The 15,656-nt window shown below is 44.8% G+C and carries 17 protein-coding genes and 1 other annotated feature; of the genes, 15 read left to right on the top strand and 2 right to left on the bottom strand.

Going from position 1 to position 15,656, the window contains the following annotated elements; translation table 11 throughout:
• Nucleotides 1-301 precede the first annotated feature (301 nt).
• The 14 genes from gltX (at nt 302) to rplL (ending at nt 10,732) form a co-directional block, all read left to right on the top strand.
• Nucleotides 302-1,792, top strand: coding sequence for a glutamate--tRNA ligase (gltX, locus tag E5260_RS12775; RefSeq protein WP_003640932.1), 1,491 nt, complete (start codon nt 302-304; stop codon nt 1,790-1,792).
• 277 nt (nt 1,793-2,069) lie between these two features.
• A complete protein-coding gene (cysS, locus tag E5260_RS12770; RefSeq protein ID WP_024971787.1) occupies nt 2,070-3,482 on the top strand; it encodes a cysteine--tRNA ligase in 1,413 nt (470 codons plus the stop codon).
• 1 nt (nt 3,483) lies between these two features.
• Complete coding sequence (locus E5260_RS12765; RefSeq protein WP_003640934.1) at nt 3,484-3,894, top strand: Mini-ribonuclease 3; 411 nt, start codon at nt 3,484-3,486, stop codon at nt 3,892-3,894.
• Nucleotides 3,866-4,651 (top strand): 23S rRNA (guanosine(2251)-2'-O)-methyltransferase RlmB, encoded by a 786-nt coding sequence (gene rlmB, locus E5260_RS12760; protein ID WP_003640935.1) that lies wholly within the window; start codon nt 3,866-3,868, stop codon nt 4,649-4,651. The genes E5260_RS12765 and rlmB overlap by 29 nt, the downstream gene beginning before the upstream one ends.
• Before the next feature lies 1 nt (nt 4,652).
• Complete coding sequence (locus tag E5260_RS12755; protein ID WP_003640936.1) at nt 4,653-5,198, top strand: YacP-like NYN domain-containing protein; 546 nt, start codon at nt 4,653-4,655, stop codon at nt 5,196-5,198.
• Nucleotides 5,199-5,743: 545 nt separating this feature from the next.
• On the top strand, nt 5,744-6,307 hold the full coding sequence (locus E5260_RS12750; RefSeq protein WP_003644973.1) for a sigma-70 family RNA polymerase sigma factor: 564 nt from the start codon (nt 5,744-5,746) through the stop codon (nt 6,305-6,307).
• 61 nt (nt 6,308-6,368) lie between these two features.
• Nucleotides 6,369-6,518: a 50S ribosomal protein L33 gene (gene rpmG, locus E5260_RS12745; protein ID WP_003637768.1), complete on the top strand. Its 150-nt coding sequence runs from the start codon at nt 6,369-6,371 to the stop codon at nt 6,516-6,518.
• An 11-nt stretch (nt 6,519-6,529) separates the two neighbouring features.
• A complete protein-coding gene (secE, locus tag E5260_RS12740) occupies nt 6,530-6,715 on the top strand; it encodes a preprotein translocase subunit SecE (protein WP_003640939.1) in 186 nt (61 codons plus the stop codon).
• Nucleotides 6,716-6,819: 104 nt separating this feature from the next.
• Nucleotides 6,820-7,368 (top strand): transcription termination/antitermination protein NusG, encoded by a 549-nt coding sequence (gene nusG, locus E5260_RS12735; RefSeq protein WP_003640940.1) that lies wholly within the window; start codon nt 6,820-6,822, stop codon nt 7,366-7,368.
• A 27-nt stretch (nt 7,369-7,395) separates the two neighbouring features.
• Nucleotides 7,396-8,283: an alpha/beta hydrolase gene (locus tag E5260_RS12730; protein ID WP_003640941.1), complete on the top strand. Its 888-nt coding sequence runs from the start codon at nt 7,396-7,398 to the stop codon at nt 8,281-8,283.
• 101 nt (nt 8,284-8,384) lie between these two features.
• Entirely contained in the window at nt 8,385-8,810 is a 426-nt protein-coding gene (rplK, locus tag E5260_RS12725; RefSeq protein WP_003640942.1) for a 50S ribosomal protein L11, read from the top strand.
• Between the two features lie 100 nt (nt 8,811-8,910).
• On the top strand, nt 8,911-9,600 hold the full coding sequence (gene rplA / locus E5260_RS12720) for a 50S ribosomal protein L1 (RefSeq protein ID WP_003640943.1): 690 nt from the start codon (nt 8,911-8,913) through the stop codon (nt 9,598-9,600).
• 55 nt (nt 9,601-9,655) lie between these two features.
• Nucleotides 9,656-9,769: a sequence feature (ribosomal protein L10 leader region), on the top strand.
• Nucleotides 9,770-9,798: 29 nt separating this feature from the next.
• A complete protein-coding gene (gene rplJ / locus E5260_RS12715) occupies nt 9,799-10,302 on the top strand; it encodes a 50S ribosomal protein L10 (protein WP_003643933.1) in 504 nt (167 codons plus the stop codon).
• A gap of 61 nt (nt 10,303-10,363) precedes the next feature.
• Nucleotides 10,364-10,732: a 50S ribosomal protein L7/L12 gene (gene rplL, locus E5260_RS12710; protein ID WP_003637775.1), complete on the top strand. Its 369-nt coding sequence runs from the start codon at nt 10,364-10,366 to the stop codon at nt 10,730-10,732.
• A gap of 361 nt (nt 10,733-11,093) precedes the next feature.
• On the opposite strand, the gene E5260_RS12705 is transcribed toward rplL, so the two are convergent.
• Together E5260_RS12705 and E5260_RS12700 are read right to left on the bottom strand one after the other, a co-directional pair.
• Nucleotides 11,094-12,071 carry a DNA/RNA non-specific endonuclease gene (locus E5260_RS12705; RefSeq protein WP_003640946.1) on the bottom strand — a complete coding sequence of 326 codons (978 nt, stop codon included), beginning with the start codon at nt 12,069-12,071 and terminating at the stop codon, nt 11,094-11,096.
• Between the two features lie 12 nt (nt 12,072-12,083).
• Nucleotides 12,084-12,752 carry a sunset domain-containing protein gene (locus E5260_RS12700; RefSeq protein WP_003640947.1) on the bottom strand — a complete coding sequence of 223 codons (669 nt, stop codon included), beginning with the start codon at nt 12,750-12,752 and terminating at the stop codon, nt 12,084-12,086.
• Nucleotides 12,753-13,047: 295 nt separating this feature from the next.
• On the opposite strand from E5260_RS12700, the gene mprF reads away from it, so the two are divergent.
• The gene (gene mprF / locus E5260_RS12695; RefSeq protein WP_003640948.1) at nt 13,048-15,651 is read left to right on the top strand and encodes a bifunctional lysylphosphatidylglycerol flippase/synthetase MprF; all 2,604 of its coding nucleotides are present in this window, start codon (nt 13,048-13,050) and stop codon (nt 15,649-15,651) included.
• The last annotated feature ends 5 nt before the right edge of the window (nt 15,652-15,656 follow it).

Raw genomic sequence — 15,656 nt, 5'->3', positions numbered from 1 at the left:
TCATTTGATGGGGGCTACCGTTTTTTTGTTCAATGATGACTAATCCAGGACGTCGTAAGGGAGGCGGCCGAATCGCAACAAAATAGGAGGGTTAATGCTCATTATCAATAAATTGGGATGTTGTTAGTGTACGATTAGGGTCTGTTTCGATATTTTTACAATGGGTTCAGTCTGAAACCTTAATTTTTAGCGGTAAACATGGTAAACTGGAAAAGCAAGTGAAAGTCGGAATATTCTGGTCGATAGAAAGGTTCCGGCGTAACATTTAAGATGAAAAAATACGAAAGAGGCGTTAATCACATTGGCAAAGAGCAAGATTCGTGTGCGTTACGCACCAAGTCCAACTGGCCATTTACACATTGGTAATGCTCGGACTGCATTGTTTAACTATTTATTTGCCCGGCATAATAAGGGAAAGTTCATTCTTCGGATTGAAGACACCGATTTAAAGCGGAATGTTAAAGACGGTGAAAAGAGTCAGATGGACAATTTGACGTGGTTAGGGATTGATTGGGACGAAGGTCCGGATAAGGGTGGCGACTTTGGCCCTTACCGTCAATCAGAACGGAAATCAATCTATGACCCGTTGATTCAACAATTAATTGATGAAGGTAAAGCTTACGAATCTTACATGACGGAAGACGAATTGTCGGCACAACGTGAAGCTCAAAAAGCGCGTAAGGAAATGCCACACTACGTCTACGAATTTGCTGGCATGACGGAAGACGAAAAACAGGCGAAGATCGCGGCTGCTAAGGCGGCTGGTATCCAACCCGTTATTCGCTTCCACGTCCCAGAAAATACGACCTATGCTTGGGATGACATGGTTAAAGGTAAAGTTTCGTTTGAATCCAAGACGGTTGGTGGCGACTTTGTCATCAAGAAGCGTGACGGGATGCCAACGTACAACTTTGCGGTGGTTGTTGATGACCATATGATGGAAATTAGCCACGTCTTCCGTGGTGATGACCACGTTGCCAACACGCCTAAGCAATTGATGATTTATGAAGCCTTTGGTTGGCAACCACCGAAGTTTGGCCACATGAGCTTAATTATCAATACCGAAACCGGTAAGAAGTTAAGCAAGCGTGACGAAACCGTATTGCAATTTATCGAACAATACCGTGAATTGGGTTACTTACCAGAAGCAATGCTTAACTTCATCATCCTACTAGGATGGTCACCAGTTGGCGAAAGTGAATTGTTCAGTAAGCGCGAATTCATCAAAATGTATGATGAAAAGCGGTTGAGCAAGTCACCAGCAGCTTTTGATGGCAAGAAGTTGGAATGGGTGAACAACCAGTACATTAAGAAGGCTGACGAAAACGAAGTCTTTGCAATGTCAATTCGCCAATTGATCAAGGCTGGCCGGTTACCACAACGCCCAGATATGAGCCAGATTGAATGGACACGGACGTTGGTTTCATTATTTAAGAACCAGATGAGCTATACTGGTCAAATCGTTGATTTAGCAGATCTCTTCTTCAATGGTCCGGCTGATATCAATGATGAAGCTAAGGCCGAACTTGATAATGACACGGCACTCCCTGTCTTGAAGGAATTCCGGCAACGAATCGAAGATATTGACGTCTTCGAAGCAACCGCAATTCAAAAGACGATCAAGAGCATTCAAAAGGATACGAAGATCAAGGGCCGGGCATTATACATGCCGATCCGGATCGCCGTTTCTCACGAAATGCACGGGCCAGAATTACCAGAAACGATTGAATTATTAGGGCGTGAAACGACCAAGAAGCATCTCGATGCTATGATTGCGGAACTCGCCAAGTAATGAATGGATTATTAAAATATTAGTTGGTTGTCGTAAGTGGCGGTCGTCGTCAGCAAGACAACGCAATTAATACATCGTGCGGTCAGCAAGCTAGTCCCCGGGTGAGCGTTATCTCAGTATCGCGAAAGTTACCCAGTGGCGCGTGACTGCATATGAAAGTATCTTTTGTATGGTGGAGTTTCGGTTCCGCCGTGCGAGGGATGCTTTTTATTTGTGTTTCAAACATGGTAAACTATCATCAAAAGTAATGATTCAATTGAAAGGAGTTGTCGCCAATATGTTAAGTGTTTTTAATACGTTAACGCGTCAAAAAGAACCGTTTAAGCCTATCACCCCCGGAGTCGTGAAAATGTATGTCTGTGGGCCGACCGTTTATAACTATATTCATATCGGTAATGCGCGTTCTGCAATTGCCTTTGATACTATCCGACGGTATTTTGAATATTGCGGTTACCACGTTGACTATGTCTCCAACTTCACGGATGTGGATGATAAGCTGATCAAACGTGCCGCTGAAGATCACACCACGGTACCAGCAGTTGCTGACCGGTTTATTAAAGCTTTTATGGAAGATACGACTGCGGTCAATATTGAACCAGCGACGGTTCACCCGCGGGCCTCTGAGAATATCCCAGAAATCATTGCATTTGTACAAGCATTGATTGAAAAGGGCTATGCTTACGAATCAGCTGGCGACGTATATTACCGCGCACGGAAGTTTAAAAAGTATGGTCAGTTATCTGACCAGCGAATCGATGATTTAGAAGTGGGTGCCAGTCAGCATACTGCCGATGAAGAAACCGATCGTAAAGAAGATCCAATTGACTTTGCACTCTGGAAAGCAGCCAAGCCCGGTGAAATTTCATGGGAATCGCCATGGGGTGCGGGTCGGCCCGGCTGGCATATTGAATGCTCGGTCATGTCTACTAAGTACTTGGGCGATACGTTTGATATTCATGGTGGTGGTCAGGACCTTGAATTCCCACATCATGAAAATGAAATTGCCCAGAGTGAAGCGAAGACCGGCAAGACGTTTGCCAATTATTGGTTACACAACGGTTTTGTGACGGTTGGCGATGACAACGAAAAGATGAGTAAGTCATTAGGTAATTTTGTGACGGTTCACGATATTATTAAAACGGTTGATCCGCAAGTGCTACGGTTCTTCATGGCGACGACCCAGTACCGGCGACCGATTCAATATACGCAGGCCAACTTAGACGAAGCAGCTAATAACTTGGATAAGTTACGTAATGCTTATCGTAATCTCACGTTCCGGTTGCAAGATGCGACGAACGGGACGGATACTGCGGTGGCAGAACAGTTACAGACACTCATCACTAACTTTGGAACCGCAATGGATGACGATTTCAATGTTCAAAACGGGGTGGCTGCTGTGTATGAATTAGCTAAGTTAGCCAATGTCTATGCAGCCAAGGCAACGGTTCAAAAAGAGACGTTGATTGCCTTACAGGAGGCATTAGTGCAGTTGACTGGCGTCTTCGGCGTCACTTTTGAAACGGCTAATGCGACGCTGGCTGATGACGCGATTCAAGCACTGATCGATGAACGAGAAGCTGCTCGTAAAGCTAAGGATTTTGCTAAGGCCGACCAGATTCGTGATGATTTGAAAGCTCAGGGGATTATTTTAGAAGATACGCCTCAGGGTGTGCGGTTTAGAAAGGAATAATATGCAAGTTGATTATCAACAATTAAACGGGATTGCACTCGCGTACCTCGGTGACGCGGTGTATGAACCGTTTATTCGCCAACATTTGATTGAAAGTGGTTTTACTAAAGCCACTAAGTTGCACCACCACGCGACCCACTATGTTTCAGCCAAAGCGCAAGCGGCACTGATCGAACGGATGCAGGCCGAAGAAGTTTTAACGCCAACTGAAGTGGACGTTTTTAAGCGTGGACGGAATGCCAAGAGTCATACGTCGGCCAAACATACCGATGTCGTCACTTACCGGATCTCAACCGGTTTTGAAGCCGTTTTTGGGTATTTACAATTGACTCAGCAGGCGGACCGAATTGCAGAACTGGCACAGTGGTGTATTAAACAAGTTGATGAAGGGAGGGTTTCCAGTGTCAAATAACGAACAAGACCAAACAGCAGCTGACTTTGTAATCGGGCGGCACCCCGCCATGGCAGCAATCAAGAGTGATCAACAGATCAACAAAGTCTTTATTCAAAGCGGTCTACAGGCCGATGTACTGAATGACATTGCCAAGATTGCGAAGAAACGTAATTTGATCGTACAGTACGTGCCGAAACAAAAGTTAGACCGTTTAACCGACAACGCCAACCATCAGGGGGTAGCTGTGGGGGTGGCTGCTTTTGAATATGCCACCATTGATGATTTATTTGCTGTTGCTAAGGCTAAGAATGAAGCGCCATTTTTCTTGATCTTGGATAATATCGAAGATCCCCATAACTTAGGTTCGATTATGCGGACGGCCGATGCAGCTGGCGCCCATGGCATCATTATTCCGAAACGGCGCGCCGTGGGGTTAACCAGTACGGTTGCCAAGACGTCAACGGGGGCTATCGAACACGTGAAAGTTGCGCGGGTGACGAACTTGGTTCAAACGGTTAAACAATTGCAAGAAGCCGGTCTGTGGATCTTTGGGACTGATATGAACGGGACGGACTACCGACAGTGGGATGCTTCCGGTGCCGTTGGTTTGATTATTGGTAATGAAGGTAAGGGAATTTCACCATTACTTAAGAAGAGTGTGGACGAAATGTTGACCATTCCAATGATTGGTCATGTTCAAAGTTTGAATGCCAGTGTGGCGGCCAGCCTTCTGATTTATCAAGGCTACACGTCCCGGCATCCACTGGGAAAATAAGATGAAACAACAATTATTGATTGTCGATGCTTACAATATGATTGGCAACTGGCCAGAACTCAATCATTTAAAACAAACGGACCGGTTGCCGCAAGCTCGTGACGAGTTAATTAGCATGTTGACTGAGTATAAAAAAATTACGGGCCTTAATATTAGCCTGGTTTTTGATGCGATGTACGTTCCGGGTAATTCTAAGAGTTATCGCCAAGCTGATCTTGAGATTATTTGGACGAGTAAAGACCAGACCGCTGACAGTTATATCGAAAAGTACGCGGGTGAAAAGCAATCGCGAGTACTTCAAGTGACGGTTGCGACTAGTGATCAGGCAGAACAATGGGTAATCTTTTCGGAAGGTGCATTACGAGTACCAGCCTTGGAATTACGACACCGCGTCAAGACTGCGCTGAAAGATGTGCGTCATACTGCCGTGCGCACCCAGGATTTAGGTGCCGTTCGTAAATCACCCTGGAATGATGATCAATTATCGGCCTTGGATCAGTACCGCCAACAACTAGAACGCAATCACGTTAAACATCATCACAAGTAATTAGGTGGTTGCCGCGAGCGTGGGTTGTTTCTAAATCGTCATAATTAATATTTAAATTTTGCAAAAGATAACCAGTGGCAATTTAAGGCTCGAAAGCAGTTCTAGTATTAAAATATCTAGTAATCAAATGCCCCAGTTCAGCTGCTGTTCACTAGATGTTAGGATGGCTTGTCATAACAGTTTTGGTGTTATCGGAGTTTGCGCTGGCGATTGCATTAATCGGTTGGTTAGACAGCGCAGTGGCTTCTTGCAACTCCAGCGGACGCGCGTACTCGTCGCCAACGGGCTTAAGTAGGTCGCACTTGTCTTTGGCGTTAGCAATATTTTGATATTACTAATAATTAGTGCGATATGGCACTATTAGGTTGATGAATAGGACGATCATAGTAGTTTTGATAGCCGCGTATAAGAGGATTTCTGTGAGTGCTGAGGTGGCTGAATTGAAACGTTCGTTCGCTTGTGACGGCACAATTAACCCGGTATATTAGCATTACAGATGCTCAGGGGTGCAGTTTCTGAAACTAGTCAGAAGCGAGGAATGTCACGTGAATGAACAGCAATTGATCCACTTAGCAGCAGATGGTGATGATGCAAGCATTAATGCATTAGCCCAGCAGTATGTGCCAGTTGTTTGGCGGTTGCGGCGGCAATACTATGTCCGGAACTTTGACGAGGATGATTGGCTTCAAGAAGGTCGAATTGCAGTTTATCGAGCGGCTAAAAAGTATCAACGGCTACGGCAATGTAGCTTTGGCACTTATTACCGGGTGCTATTGAGTAATCAGATTATTGATCATATTCGGCGGACACAGGCTCGCAAGCGTCGTCCGGAAGGGGATATCTTATCACTGGATGTTAATGATGAGGATATCTTATGCAATATTCAGACGCTAAGGGCCTCGACCCTTGATGTGGTTCATGTTCGTGAGCAGGTGCGGATTTTTCCAGCAATCTGTTCGGCATTTGAAGGATTGGTTTTTATGGATCTATTGGCAGGGCAATCGCCAGAACGGATTGCATTGAGTCGGCAAGTGGAAGTTGATCAAGTGGTCAACGCCACGGATCGATGCCGCAAGAAGATGCGTGACTTTTTACAAGACGCTGCCTGAAATTGACATTCGAAAAGTTCCATGCTAATGTTATACCTGATTTATTATGGAGGTTTTGTCGATGGCACAGAAAAAAGTTGCACTGGCATGTACCGTTTGTGGTTCGCGGAACTACACGATTGATGCTAACCCGAATCGAACTGACCGCTTAGAAGTTAAGAAATTTTGTAAATATTGTGGTAAACACACACTTCATCGTGAAACGCGGTAGGGGGATTAGACATGCGCTTATTTAAATTTTTTGGTCAAGTTGGACATGAAATGAAAAAAGTGACCTGGCCAACTTGGCGGGAAAATCGTCGTGATTCGTGGACAGTTGTCTCAACATCACTGTTCTTCGTGGCGTTTTTCGCTTTATTTGATTGGATTATCCAATTATTATTACAAATGTTAACAAGCTGGCATTAATGGCTTTTTGAACAAATTTTTGTTATAATAATGGCATTGAAAGAAAACTTCGTGCAAACGAGGTTTTTTTATTTTGCCAAAAGACATTTTAAAGGAGAATAATAATGGTCGAGTCTGTTGAGAAAAGATGGTATGTCTTACATACCTACGCTGGTTATGAAAATAAGGTTAGTTCTAACTTGGAATCCCGTATTCAATCTATGGGAATGGAAGACAATATTTTCCGGGTCGTTGTTCCCGAAGAAGAAGCTCATGAAGTCAAGAATGGGAAAGACAAAGTTGAAATGAAGAAGATCTTCCCCGGGTACGTTTTGGTTGAAATGGTCATGACGGACCAAGCTTGGTATATTGTTCGGAATACGCCAGGTGTTACTGGGTTCTTAGGATCACATGGGCAAGGTAGTAAACCAACGCCATTGTTGCCTGAAGAAGCGGAACAAATCTTGCATCAACTAGGCATGAGTGCTCGGCATACCGAATTGGACGTTGAAGTTGGCGAACAAGTTACCATCATCGATGGCGCTTTCTCTGGCGGTTCTGGTGAAATTACTGAAATTGACAACGAAAAGATGAAGCTCAAGGTTAATATCAATATGTTCGGTCGGGAAACAAGTACTGAATTGGACTTCGATCAAGTTGACCAGATTCGGTAATTAATTTAAGTAAGCTGGTGGACCATCTTGGCAGAAGTAATTTTAGTCATCATCGGCGCCTTAGTGCTCGGTATTTTGGGGCGTATCACCTTTAAATTTTGGCAATACGGGCGACCGCAGCATTTGCGGCAGTCGGTGTCGGCTAATTCAGCAGATGATAGCGCCGTGACGCTATTTATTCCAGGGTATGCGGGCAACCGGTTCTCTTTTGGTGGCATGCTCCAACGTTTTACGGCCGGGGGCATCGCCAATAAGTCATTAGTCGTAATGATTGATCGACATAATCATCCCCATGTGACTGGTGAGCTAGACGCTTACCGCCCAATGGTACAGTTGATTTTTGCCACGCCACGCGTTGCTGTACGGCAACAGGCGGCGGGCGTCTTGGCAGTTGTGCAGTATTTGATTGCGCATGAGCACGTTCAGACGATCAATTTAGTCGCTCATTCGATGGGTGGTGTGGTGCTCTTTCAATACTTGACGACAGCTGCCAAACTGGTCAATTTACCGGAAGTCCGCAAGGTTGTCACAATTGGTGCGCCGTTTAATGATAGTGAGGTCGGGCAAAATACGTATCCGATTGAAAACCACCCGTTGACGGCGACCGGACCAACTAAGACCACGCCCGTTTATAATTATTTTTTGCGAACGCTCCAACGATTGCCAAACACGATTTCGTATTTGAATATTGCGGGTAACATTGGCGATGCGGCGCAAAGTGATGGTGCTGTCGCTCTGAATAGTGCGTTGTCATTGCGCTTTTTACTGCGACCAACGCGTGACCAGTATCAAGAATTTGTGGTACATGGTAAGAATGCCCGCCATTCACGATTACATGAAAACTATGAAGTTGATCGCCAAATCGTCCAGTTTTTATATCCAGAAGCCACAAAAAAGGTTGCTGGTGAAAAATAGATATGCTACAATGATGTTTGTGCGTCACGTATGCACGTTTACGTGGGAGGAGCAAAAACTCAGCTCCATTTACCACATCACGGACTAAGGAGGAATGTCTCGTGGCTAAAAAAGTAGCTAACGTTGTTAAATTACAAATTCCTGCGGGCAAAGCAACACCTGCTCCGCCAGTTGGCCCAGCTTTAGGTCAAGCAGGTATCAATATCATGGGTTTCACAAAGGATTTCAATGCTCGTACTGCTGATCAAGCAGGTATGATCATCCCTGTTGTGATTACGGTGTACGAAGATCGTTCATTCGACTTCATCACTAAGACCCCACCTGCTGCCGTTCTATTGAAGAAAGCTGCCGGTGTTGAAAGTGGTTCCGGTGAACCTAACACGAAGAAGGTTGCAACTGTAACCAAAGATCAAGTTAAGCAAATCGCCGAAACTAAAATGCAAGATCTAAACGCAGCTGACGTTGAAGCAGCTATGCGCATGATCGAAGGTACTGCTCGGAGTATGGGATTCACCGTCGAAGGCTAATTCAGTACTGTTGAGTATGTCGGACACTTCATCAAAATGAATGTGTCAAGTGGGAGGAAATCTCCGTTTGAACCACATTTGCAAGGAGGAAAACACTTAGATGGCAAAGAAAAGTAAACAATACCAAGACGCCGCTAAGCTCGTTGATCGTGACAAAGCTTACGATGTAACTGAAGCGGTAGACTTGGTTAAAAAAATGGATTTCGCAAAGTTTGATGCAACTGTTGAAGTTGCCTTCAAATTAAACGTTGATACAAAGCAAGCCGACCAACAACTTCGTGGCGCGGTTGTCCTTCCTAATGGTACCGGTAAAGATCAAACCGTTATCGTTTTTGCTAAGGGTGACAAGGCTAAAGAAGCTGAAGAAGCCGGTGCTGACTTTGTTGGTGAAACTGATTTAGTTCAGAAGATCCAAGACGGTTGGTTAGACTTTGATGTCGCAATCGCTACCCCTGACATGATGGCCCAAGTTGGTCGTTTAGGTCGGGTTCTTGGACCTAAAGGCTTAATGCCTAACCCTAAGACTGGTACGGTTACGATGGACGTTGCTAAAGCCGTTAACGATTCAAAAGCTGGTAAGGTGACTTACCGGACTGACCGTGACGGTAACGTTCACGTTCCTGTTGGCAAGGTATCATTCGATACTGACAAGTTAGTTGGTAACTTCAAGACCATTGAAGACACCATCGTGAAAGCTCGTCCAGCCTCAGTACGTGGGACTTTCATCCAAAACTTAGTTGTTACTTCAACCTTTACCCCAGCGGTACGTGTTGATTTAGCATCATTTTAAGGATTAAATTCTGAAAACAATTGACCCCGTGGGTGATCTGTGATAGATTACTAGAGGTTAAGTAATATCTCTACCTAAGACTCAGGCGGCTTAACGGCCTTAATCTACCTGCCGAGGACATTGTTTTTTCTCTATGTCTTGGTGGACATAGGGATTTTTTTATAAATCCCTGAACCAAAATTCTGGGAGGTGAATCTGTTGAGTAAAGAAACAATTGCTGTTAAAGCACAAGAAGTCGAAGAAGTTGCAGAACAATTGAAGAGCTCAGTATCAGCCATTGTTGTTGATTACCGTGGTTTGACTGTTGAACAAGTAACTGATTTACGTAAGCAATTACGTGAAGCCGGTGTTAAGATGCGCGTTATCAAGAACAAGATCATGGTGCGTGCCGCTGATAAGGCCGGATTTGAAGACTTAAAACCTGTATTTGCTGGTCCTACTGCCGTTGCCTTCTCTGAAGAAGACCCAGTTGCTCCTGCAAAGATCTTGGCTAACTTCGCGAAGACCGCTGATGCCCTTCAATTAAAGGGTGGCGTGATCGAAGGTAAAGTTGCTGATCTTGAAACTGTTCAAGAATACGCTACGATGCCATCACGTGAAGAATTATTGGCTACGATCGCCAACTTGTTACAAGCACCTGTTCGTAACGTTGCATACGCTGTTAAGGCGGTTGCTGAAAAAGGCGACGAAGACGCAGCTTAATTTGCTGTCAGTGTGTTAAAAAAACTAAAATATAAGTTCATATAAAATGGAGGAACAAAAAATGGCTTTTGATAAAGATGCTATTATCGACTCATTAAAAGAAGCTTCAATCTCAGATTTAAACGACTTAGTTAAGGCTATCGAAGAAGAATTCGATGTCTCAGCTTCAGCCCCTGTTGCTGTTGCCGGTGCTGCTGGTGGCGACGCTGCCGCTGCTAAGGATTCATACGATGTTGAATTAACTGAATCCGGTGACCAAAAGGTTAAGGCTATTAAGGCCGTTCGTGATATCACTGGTCTTGGCTTGAAAGATGCTAAGGGTCTTGTTGATAACGTACCTTCAATCATCAAAGAAGGCGTTTCAGAAGACGAAGCCAACGATATGAAAGCTAAGCTTGAAGAAGTTGGTGGTGTCGTTACCCTTAAGTAATTGTTTACTTAACGGAACGTCATCAGACCACACCCTACTATGGGGTGTGGTCTTTTTTTATCTCTGGATGTGGCGTTGGTGCGAATCACGTGCATGACCACGCATATAACGATTACTGAGAATTTATACTTAGGCTAAGTGTTAGTGCAATTTGATATCAACCACCGTATGATTACGGTGACTTGGCGTTAGAGGCGTAACCGTATTGGATTAAGCAAGTCAAAACAAGCCCAACAGAACGTCGCATAGTACGTCTGTTGGGCTTGTTTTAAAATTTCACTTGGGTTGAACTTTTGGTCGACAGGGCACTATCACTTTTGTGGCTGCTGCGTGATAGGCTGAATACGATGATCAATGATCGTTAGTGACTGACCTGACTAGTGCCATCAGTATAGTTCAAGGTCATACCGGGCTGGATATTGAAAATATAGACATTAAAACTAACAGTATTGCTACCAACTGACTGACCACGCATTTGAACACCGCGGGCTAACAATTCGTTACCTTTGAAAATGGGGGTCACTTGGTAGCGGACGTAGTTTTTCGGACTTTCTTTCAAATAGGCCGCAACTTGGTTTTCATAGGTCGTCATTTCAGGGTCATTCAAAGAACGGGTTCCGGTCATGAGGTTCTTGATATTGTTGTTCTGCCCCGTTAATTGATAGCCAATCAGATGACTGCGGTTGTAAAGCCAACCGCTACTGATGCGTTTGTTATGCCAACCAGTTGGTCGAACATTCAAGGCCTCACGTTCAGCTTTGGGCATCAGTGACTGATTTAAGAGGGCATTAGCAGCCGTCACCCGGTTAAGTGAGTCTAAATTGCCATATTGTTGCCAGGCACCCTGACTCGTACTGAGCTCCTTAGCGGTAAATGCGGGCTGATTCTGATTAATCGTGATCGTTTGTTGACCGTTGTAAGTTTTACTAGCCAACGCATTGTTACTTGGGTTATGGTCAGAATTGACCTTGGTTGGTGCTGTTGTCGAAGTTGCGCCAGCTTGCTTGTTCGTAGCCTTGAGCTTGTCAATATGTTGTTGACTACTCGAAAGTTTTTTCGCAGCCTGCTTTAAGCTGCTAGCAGAAGCACGATTGGCAGCTTGAAGTGCCGTCAGTTGCTTGTCATTATTAGCCGTTACTAAGTGGGTCTTAGTAACGGTCTTTGTCTTCACAGTTGGCTGAGTGGATTCATCAGATGTGCCGAGAATACTAAAGCTGACGAGCAATGCGATAATGGCCGGCCAACTATGCCGCCACCATTGGCGCCCACGGTAGCGCCGATGTAAGCGCCAGAACCAGTACAGGGTTGCAAATAATAAGATGGTGCCGATCAATGCCATGAAGTGATCCTCCTATCGAAATGACTTACGGAAACCAGCGGCCCGCGCCGCGTCTTCCGTACTAAAGTAAACGGCATTTTTACCGGCCATCCGGTAGTTTTGACCCGTTTCAACGTGATAAATTTTGGAATTACGGTTACCCACGATGCGTCCAGTTTGGGCGGTATCGGTATCGCCAGAAAAATTATTCTGCCGACTCGTGGTTGCGGTACTAGTTTGAGTTTGTTGACTTTGAGCAGCTGCTTGACTGCTGGCCTTGACCGCTTGCTTAGATTGGCTAGCGGCTGCGACGGCCGAAGCGGACTGGGCTTCTGACTGGGAGCGTGATTGTGCGGCCGCTTCACTAGCAGCTGATTTGGCGGCAGCCTGTGACGCTGATTTTGATGATGCCATTGCGTCGTCATGTTTTGCTTTTAGTTGTTCGGATTGACGCTTAGCCTGACTAGTTGCAATTGCGAGTTGGGTCGTGTTTGAACTAAGAGCTTTGGCTGAGGCCGCGTTAGCCCGACTAGCGGCCCTTGCTTTTGCCCAGGCGGCTTTATTAGCAGCAGTCCGTTTCTCAACCCGAACCGTCTTGGTTTTGACACTGGTATGGTTGGCGGCTTGTTGATTACCAGTGGTACAGCCGGTTAAGATGAGTAGACTCGTTAGTGCAACGACGAGTTTTTTTGCATGGTGCATAAGAAATTCCTCCTTGTTTATGTATCACTTTAATTATACATAAACGGTAAAGGTTGGTAAAGCAAGTTTGGTAACTAAAAATCAATTAATATTGGCTTATGCTGGTATTAATTTTTACAATTAATCATAATTAGTGCTAACTACTAACACCCATTCGGAATAATTTAGTAGCAGGTATTTAAAATGTTCATACGGCGACAAATCAGACCTGTGGGGGTTATTAACGACCTATAACGGTTGTATAAACAGGCTAAGATTGCGATAATAGAACAAACACACCAATGGGGGAATTTTTTTGAAGGCAACGTTACAGAAAATCGGGACGGCACTCAATAAACGCATGGGGATCATCAAAGCATTATTTGTATTCTCTGTCCTGTTATTTGTGATTACGGAAGTCGGCAAAATTGCGAAGGAAGTCAGTGGCGCGCAGTTGGCGAATGCGCTTGCTTCGCAAAGCTGGTGGCATCTGTTGAGCATGGTCGTGATTGGTATTATCGCAGTGACACCAATGCTGACGTATGACGTCATGATTACAAAGTTTTTACCCAACCACTATTCACTTGGCTATATCTTAAAAGCTGGATGGATCACCAATACATTTACGAATATCGGTGGTTTCGGGGGCGTGCTGGGCGCCTCACTGCGTGCTAACTTTTATAATCGCGAAGCCACTAAGAAACAAATCGTGTTTGCCATTTCCAAGATCGCTTTGTTTTTAGTTTCGGGATTGTCATTATATTGTATGATTTCACTCGTGCTAGTCTATGGCTTTGGCATTGGGAACATGTATGGCAGTTACTGGATCTGGCTCGTCGGTGGTGCACTGTATTTTCCAGCCATCTTTATTTTTACACGAGTCAACGATTCGGAATTCTTCGATGGCCTTACGCTCGGCAACGTCGTTCGGTTATTGAGTGGGTCGTTTGGTGAATGGACTGGCTGTGTGCTGTTCTTCTTATTAATTGGAAACTTTATGGGATTACCCATTGATTTTGCAGCGGTCGTGCCGTTATTCGTGATTGCTTCGGTTGTCGGTGAAGTGTCAATGGTACCCGGTGGTATTGGGTCATTCGACGTTTTCATGATTTTTGGCCTCGGTGCGGTCGGAGTTTCTCGACCAGACGCAGTCGCATGGCTCTTATTTTACCGGTTATTCTACTATATTATCCCGTTTGCCATCGGGTTGGTCTTATTCATCCATGACACCGGCCATCGCTTAAACGTGCGCTTAGCGGGTATTCCTAAGCAGGCATTACAACGTGTTGCTCAGATGGTACTGACGGTTTTTCTCTATTTTTCTGGTTTTCTGATGTTGTTGATGTCAACGGTCCCTAACTTTGCATATAACAATAAACTCTTCTTACAGTTTTATCCGTACACCTTTTTCTTTATTAATCAGGCCAGCAGTATTATTATGGCCTTCTTACTGATTGGGGTGGCGTTGGGAACTGCTGGCCGGGTCAAAAAAGCTTTTTGGCCAACGGTGATTGTCCTGCTGATTGCAATTTTGAATACGATTCGCTGGCTCGTCGTTTATGATGCAATTTCGATGAAATTTGTGATTTTCTTGATTGTGATTCTAGCGCTAGTGGCTTTGTCGCGGCATGCTTATTATCGTGATCGGTTGGCTTTTTCGTGGGGGCAAACGTTGTGGGTTAGCTGCGTGTATGTGGTGACCTTTATCTTGTATACGATTGTGGGGGTCTATAACGCGCCCCAAATTCATCATCGGCATGCGGTTCCTGAAGCTCTGTTCTTCCCATCACAAAAGCTCTGGTTATTTGGGGTGATTGGGTTAGTCTTAGCGGCAATGATTTTGATTATTATGTACCGCTACTTTGCGAGTGGCTATAACGCCCGATTGCGTCAAAAGATGGATGCGGCTCGGGTCAAACAAGTGATTGAAACTTATGGCGGCAATGAAATCTCACACTTGGCTTATTTGAATGATAAGTTAGCATATTACTATCAAGTCGATGGGGTCGATCAACTGATCTTCTTATACCAGCAGAAGGCTGATAAACTGATTATTATGGGAGAGCCATTCGGTAATCAAGCGGTATTACAAGCTGCCTTGGAACAGTTATTGGATGACGCAGATAGTGACGGGTGCTCGCTAGTCTTTTACGAAATTAGTGAGATGCTGACGATGCGCCTACACGAAATGGGCTTTGACTTTATCAAAACTGGTGAAGAAGGGCACGTTAAATTGGCAGACTTTAGTTTGGCTGGTAAACGGCTACGGGGTGAGCGGGCCCTAATGAATAAGTTTACCCGTGATCACTATGAGTTTGCCATCTTGCAGCCACCGTTCAGTGCCGACGTTATGGCTGAATTACGAGCCGTTTCGGATAGTTGGTTAGCAGGTGAGACGGAAAAAGGATTCTCGCTCGGATTTTTTGATGAGCAGTATCTCAATCAGGCACCCGTAGCGGTCGTTTATGATCCTGACCACCGAATTGTCGCGTTTGCGAATATTATGCCGCAGGGAAATCATCAGACGACTTCAATTGACTTAATGCGGTCGAGCAAATCGGCGCCATCCGGCATTATGGACACGGTCTTTGTGCACCTATTTGAACAGGCGCGTGACGATGGCTATGCTTATTTCAATATGGGAATGGCACCGTTATCCGGTGTAGGGGTTTCACGCTACAGTTTTATTCAAGAAAAAATTGCTCATTTAATTTACGAATATGGCTACCAGTTATATGGTTTTCAGGGATTACGGTCGTACAAAGAGAAGTATGTGACCGAGTGGGAACCGAAGTACATTGCGTACCGAAAACGTAATTCACTAATCTTCACCATTTTACAATTGCTACAAGTCGTTAATACCCGGGTACACAAGTCTGAGCGGCACCGGCCAGTATGGTTGTTGAAACGATTGAAATAACTGAA

This window comes from Lactiplantibacillus plantarum, from assembly GCF_014131735.1.
In the GTDB taxonomy this organism is placed as follows: domain Bacteria; phylum Bacillota; class Bacilli; order Lactobacillales; family Lactobacillaceae; genus Lactiplantibacillus; species Lactiplantibacillus plantarum.
Note: the sequence above shows the minus strand (reverse complement) of the source record. Positions and strands in the feature narration are given on the sequence as shown.

Excerpts from the sequence above, each read along its gene's own strand:
- E5260_RS12705 (WP_003640946.1), bottom strand. The coding sequence starts at position 12,071 with ATGGCATTGATCGGCACCATCTTATTATTTGCAACCCTGTACTGGTTC.
- rplL (WP_003637775.1), top strand. The coding sequence starts at position 10,364 with ATGGCTTTTGATAAAGATGCTATTATCGACTCATTAAAAGAAGCTTCA.
- rlmB (WP_003640935.1), top strand. The coding sequence starts at position 3,866 with ATGAAGGGAGGGTTTCCAGTGTCAAATAACGAACAAGACCAAACAGCA.
- E5260_RS12755 (WP_003640936.1), top strand. The coding sequence starts at position 4,653 with ATGAAACAACAATTATTGATTGTCGATGCTTACAATATGATTGGCAAC.
- E5260_RS12765 (WP_003640934.1), top strand. The coding sequence starts at position 3,484 with ATGCAAGTTGATTATCAACAATTAAACGGGATTGCACTCGCGTACCTC.
- cysS (WP_024971787.1), top strand. The coding sequence starts at position 2,070 with ATGTTAAGTGTTTTTAATACGTTAACGCGTCAAAAAGAACCGTTTAAG.
- secE (WP_003640939.1), top strand. The coding sequence starts at position 6,530 with ATGCGCTTATTTAAATTTTTTGGTCAAGTTGGACATGAAATGAAAAAA.
- rplA (WP_003640943.1), top strand. The coding sequence starts at position 8,911 with ATGGCAAAGAAAAGTAAACAATACCAAGACGCCGCTAAGCTCGTTGAT.
- rpmG (WP_003637768.1), top strand. The coding sequence starts at position 6,369 with ATGGCACAGAAAAAAGTTGCACTGGCATGTACCGTTTGTGGTTCGCGG.
- nusG (WP_003640940.1), top strand. The coding sequence starts at position 6,820 with ATGGTCGAGTCTGTTGAGAAAAGATGGTATGTCTTACATACCTACGCT.
- E5260_RS12700 (WP_003640947.1), bottom strand. The coding sequence starts at position 12,752 with ATGCACCATGCAAAAAAACTCGTCGTTGCACTAACGAGTCTACTCATC.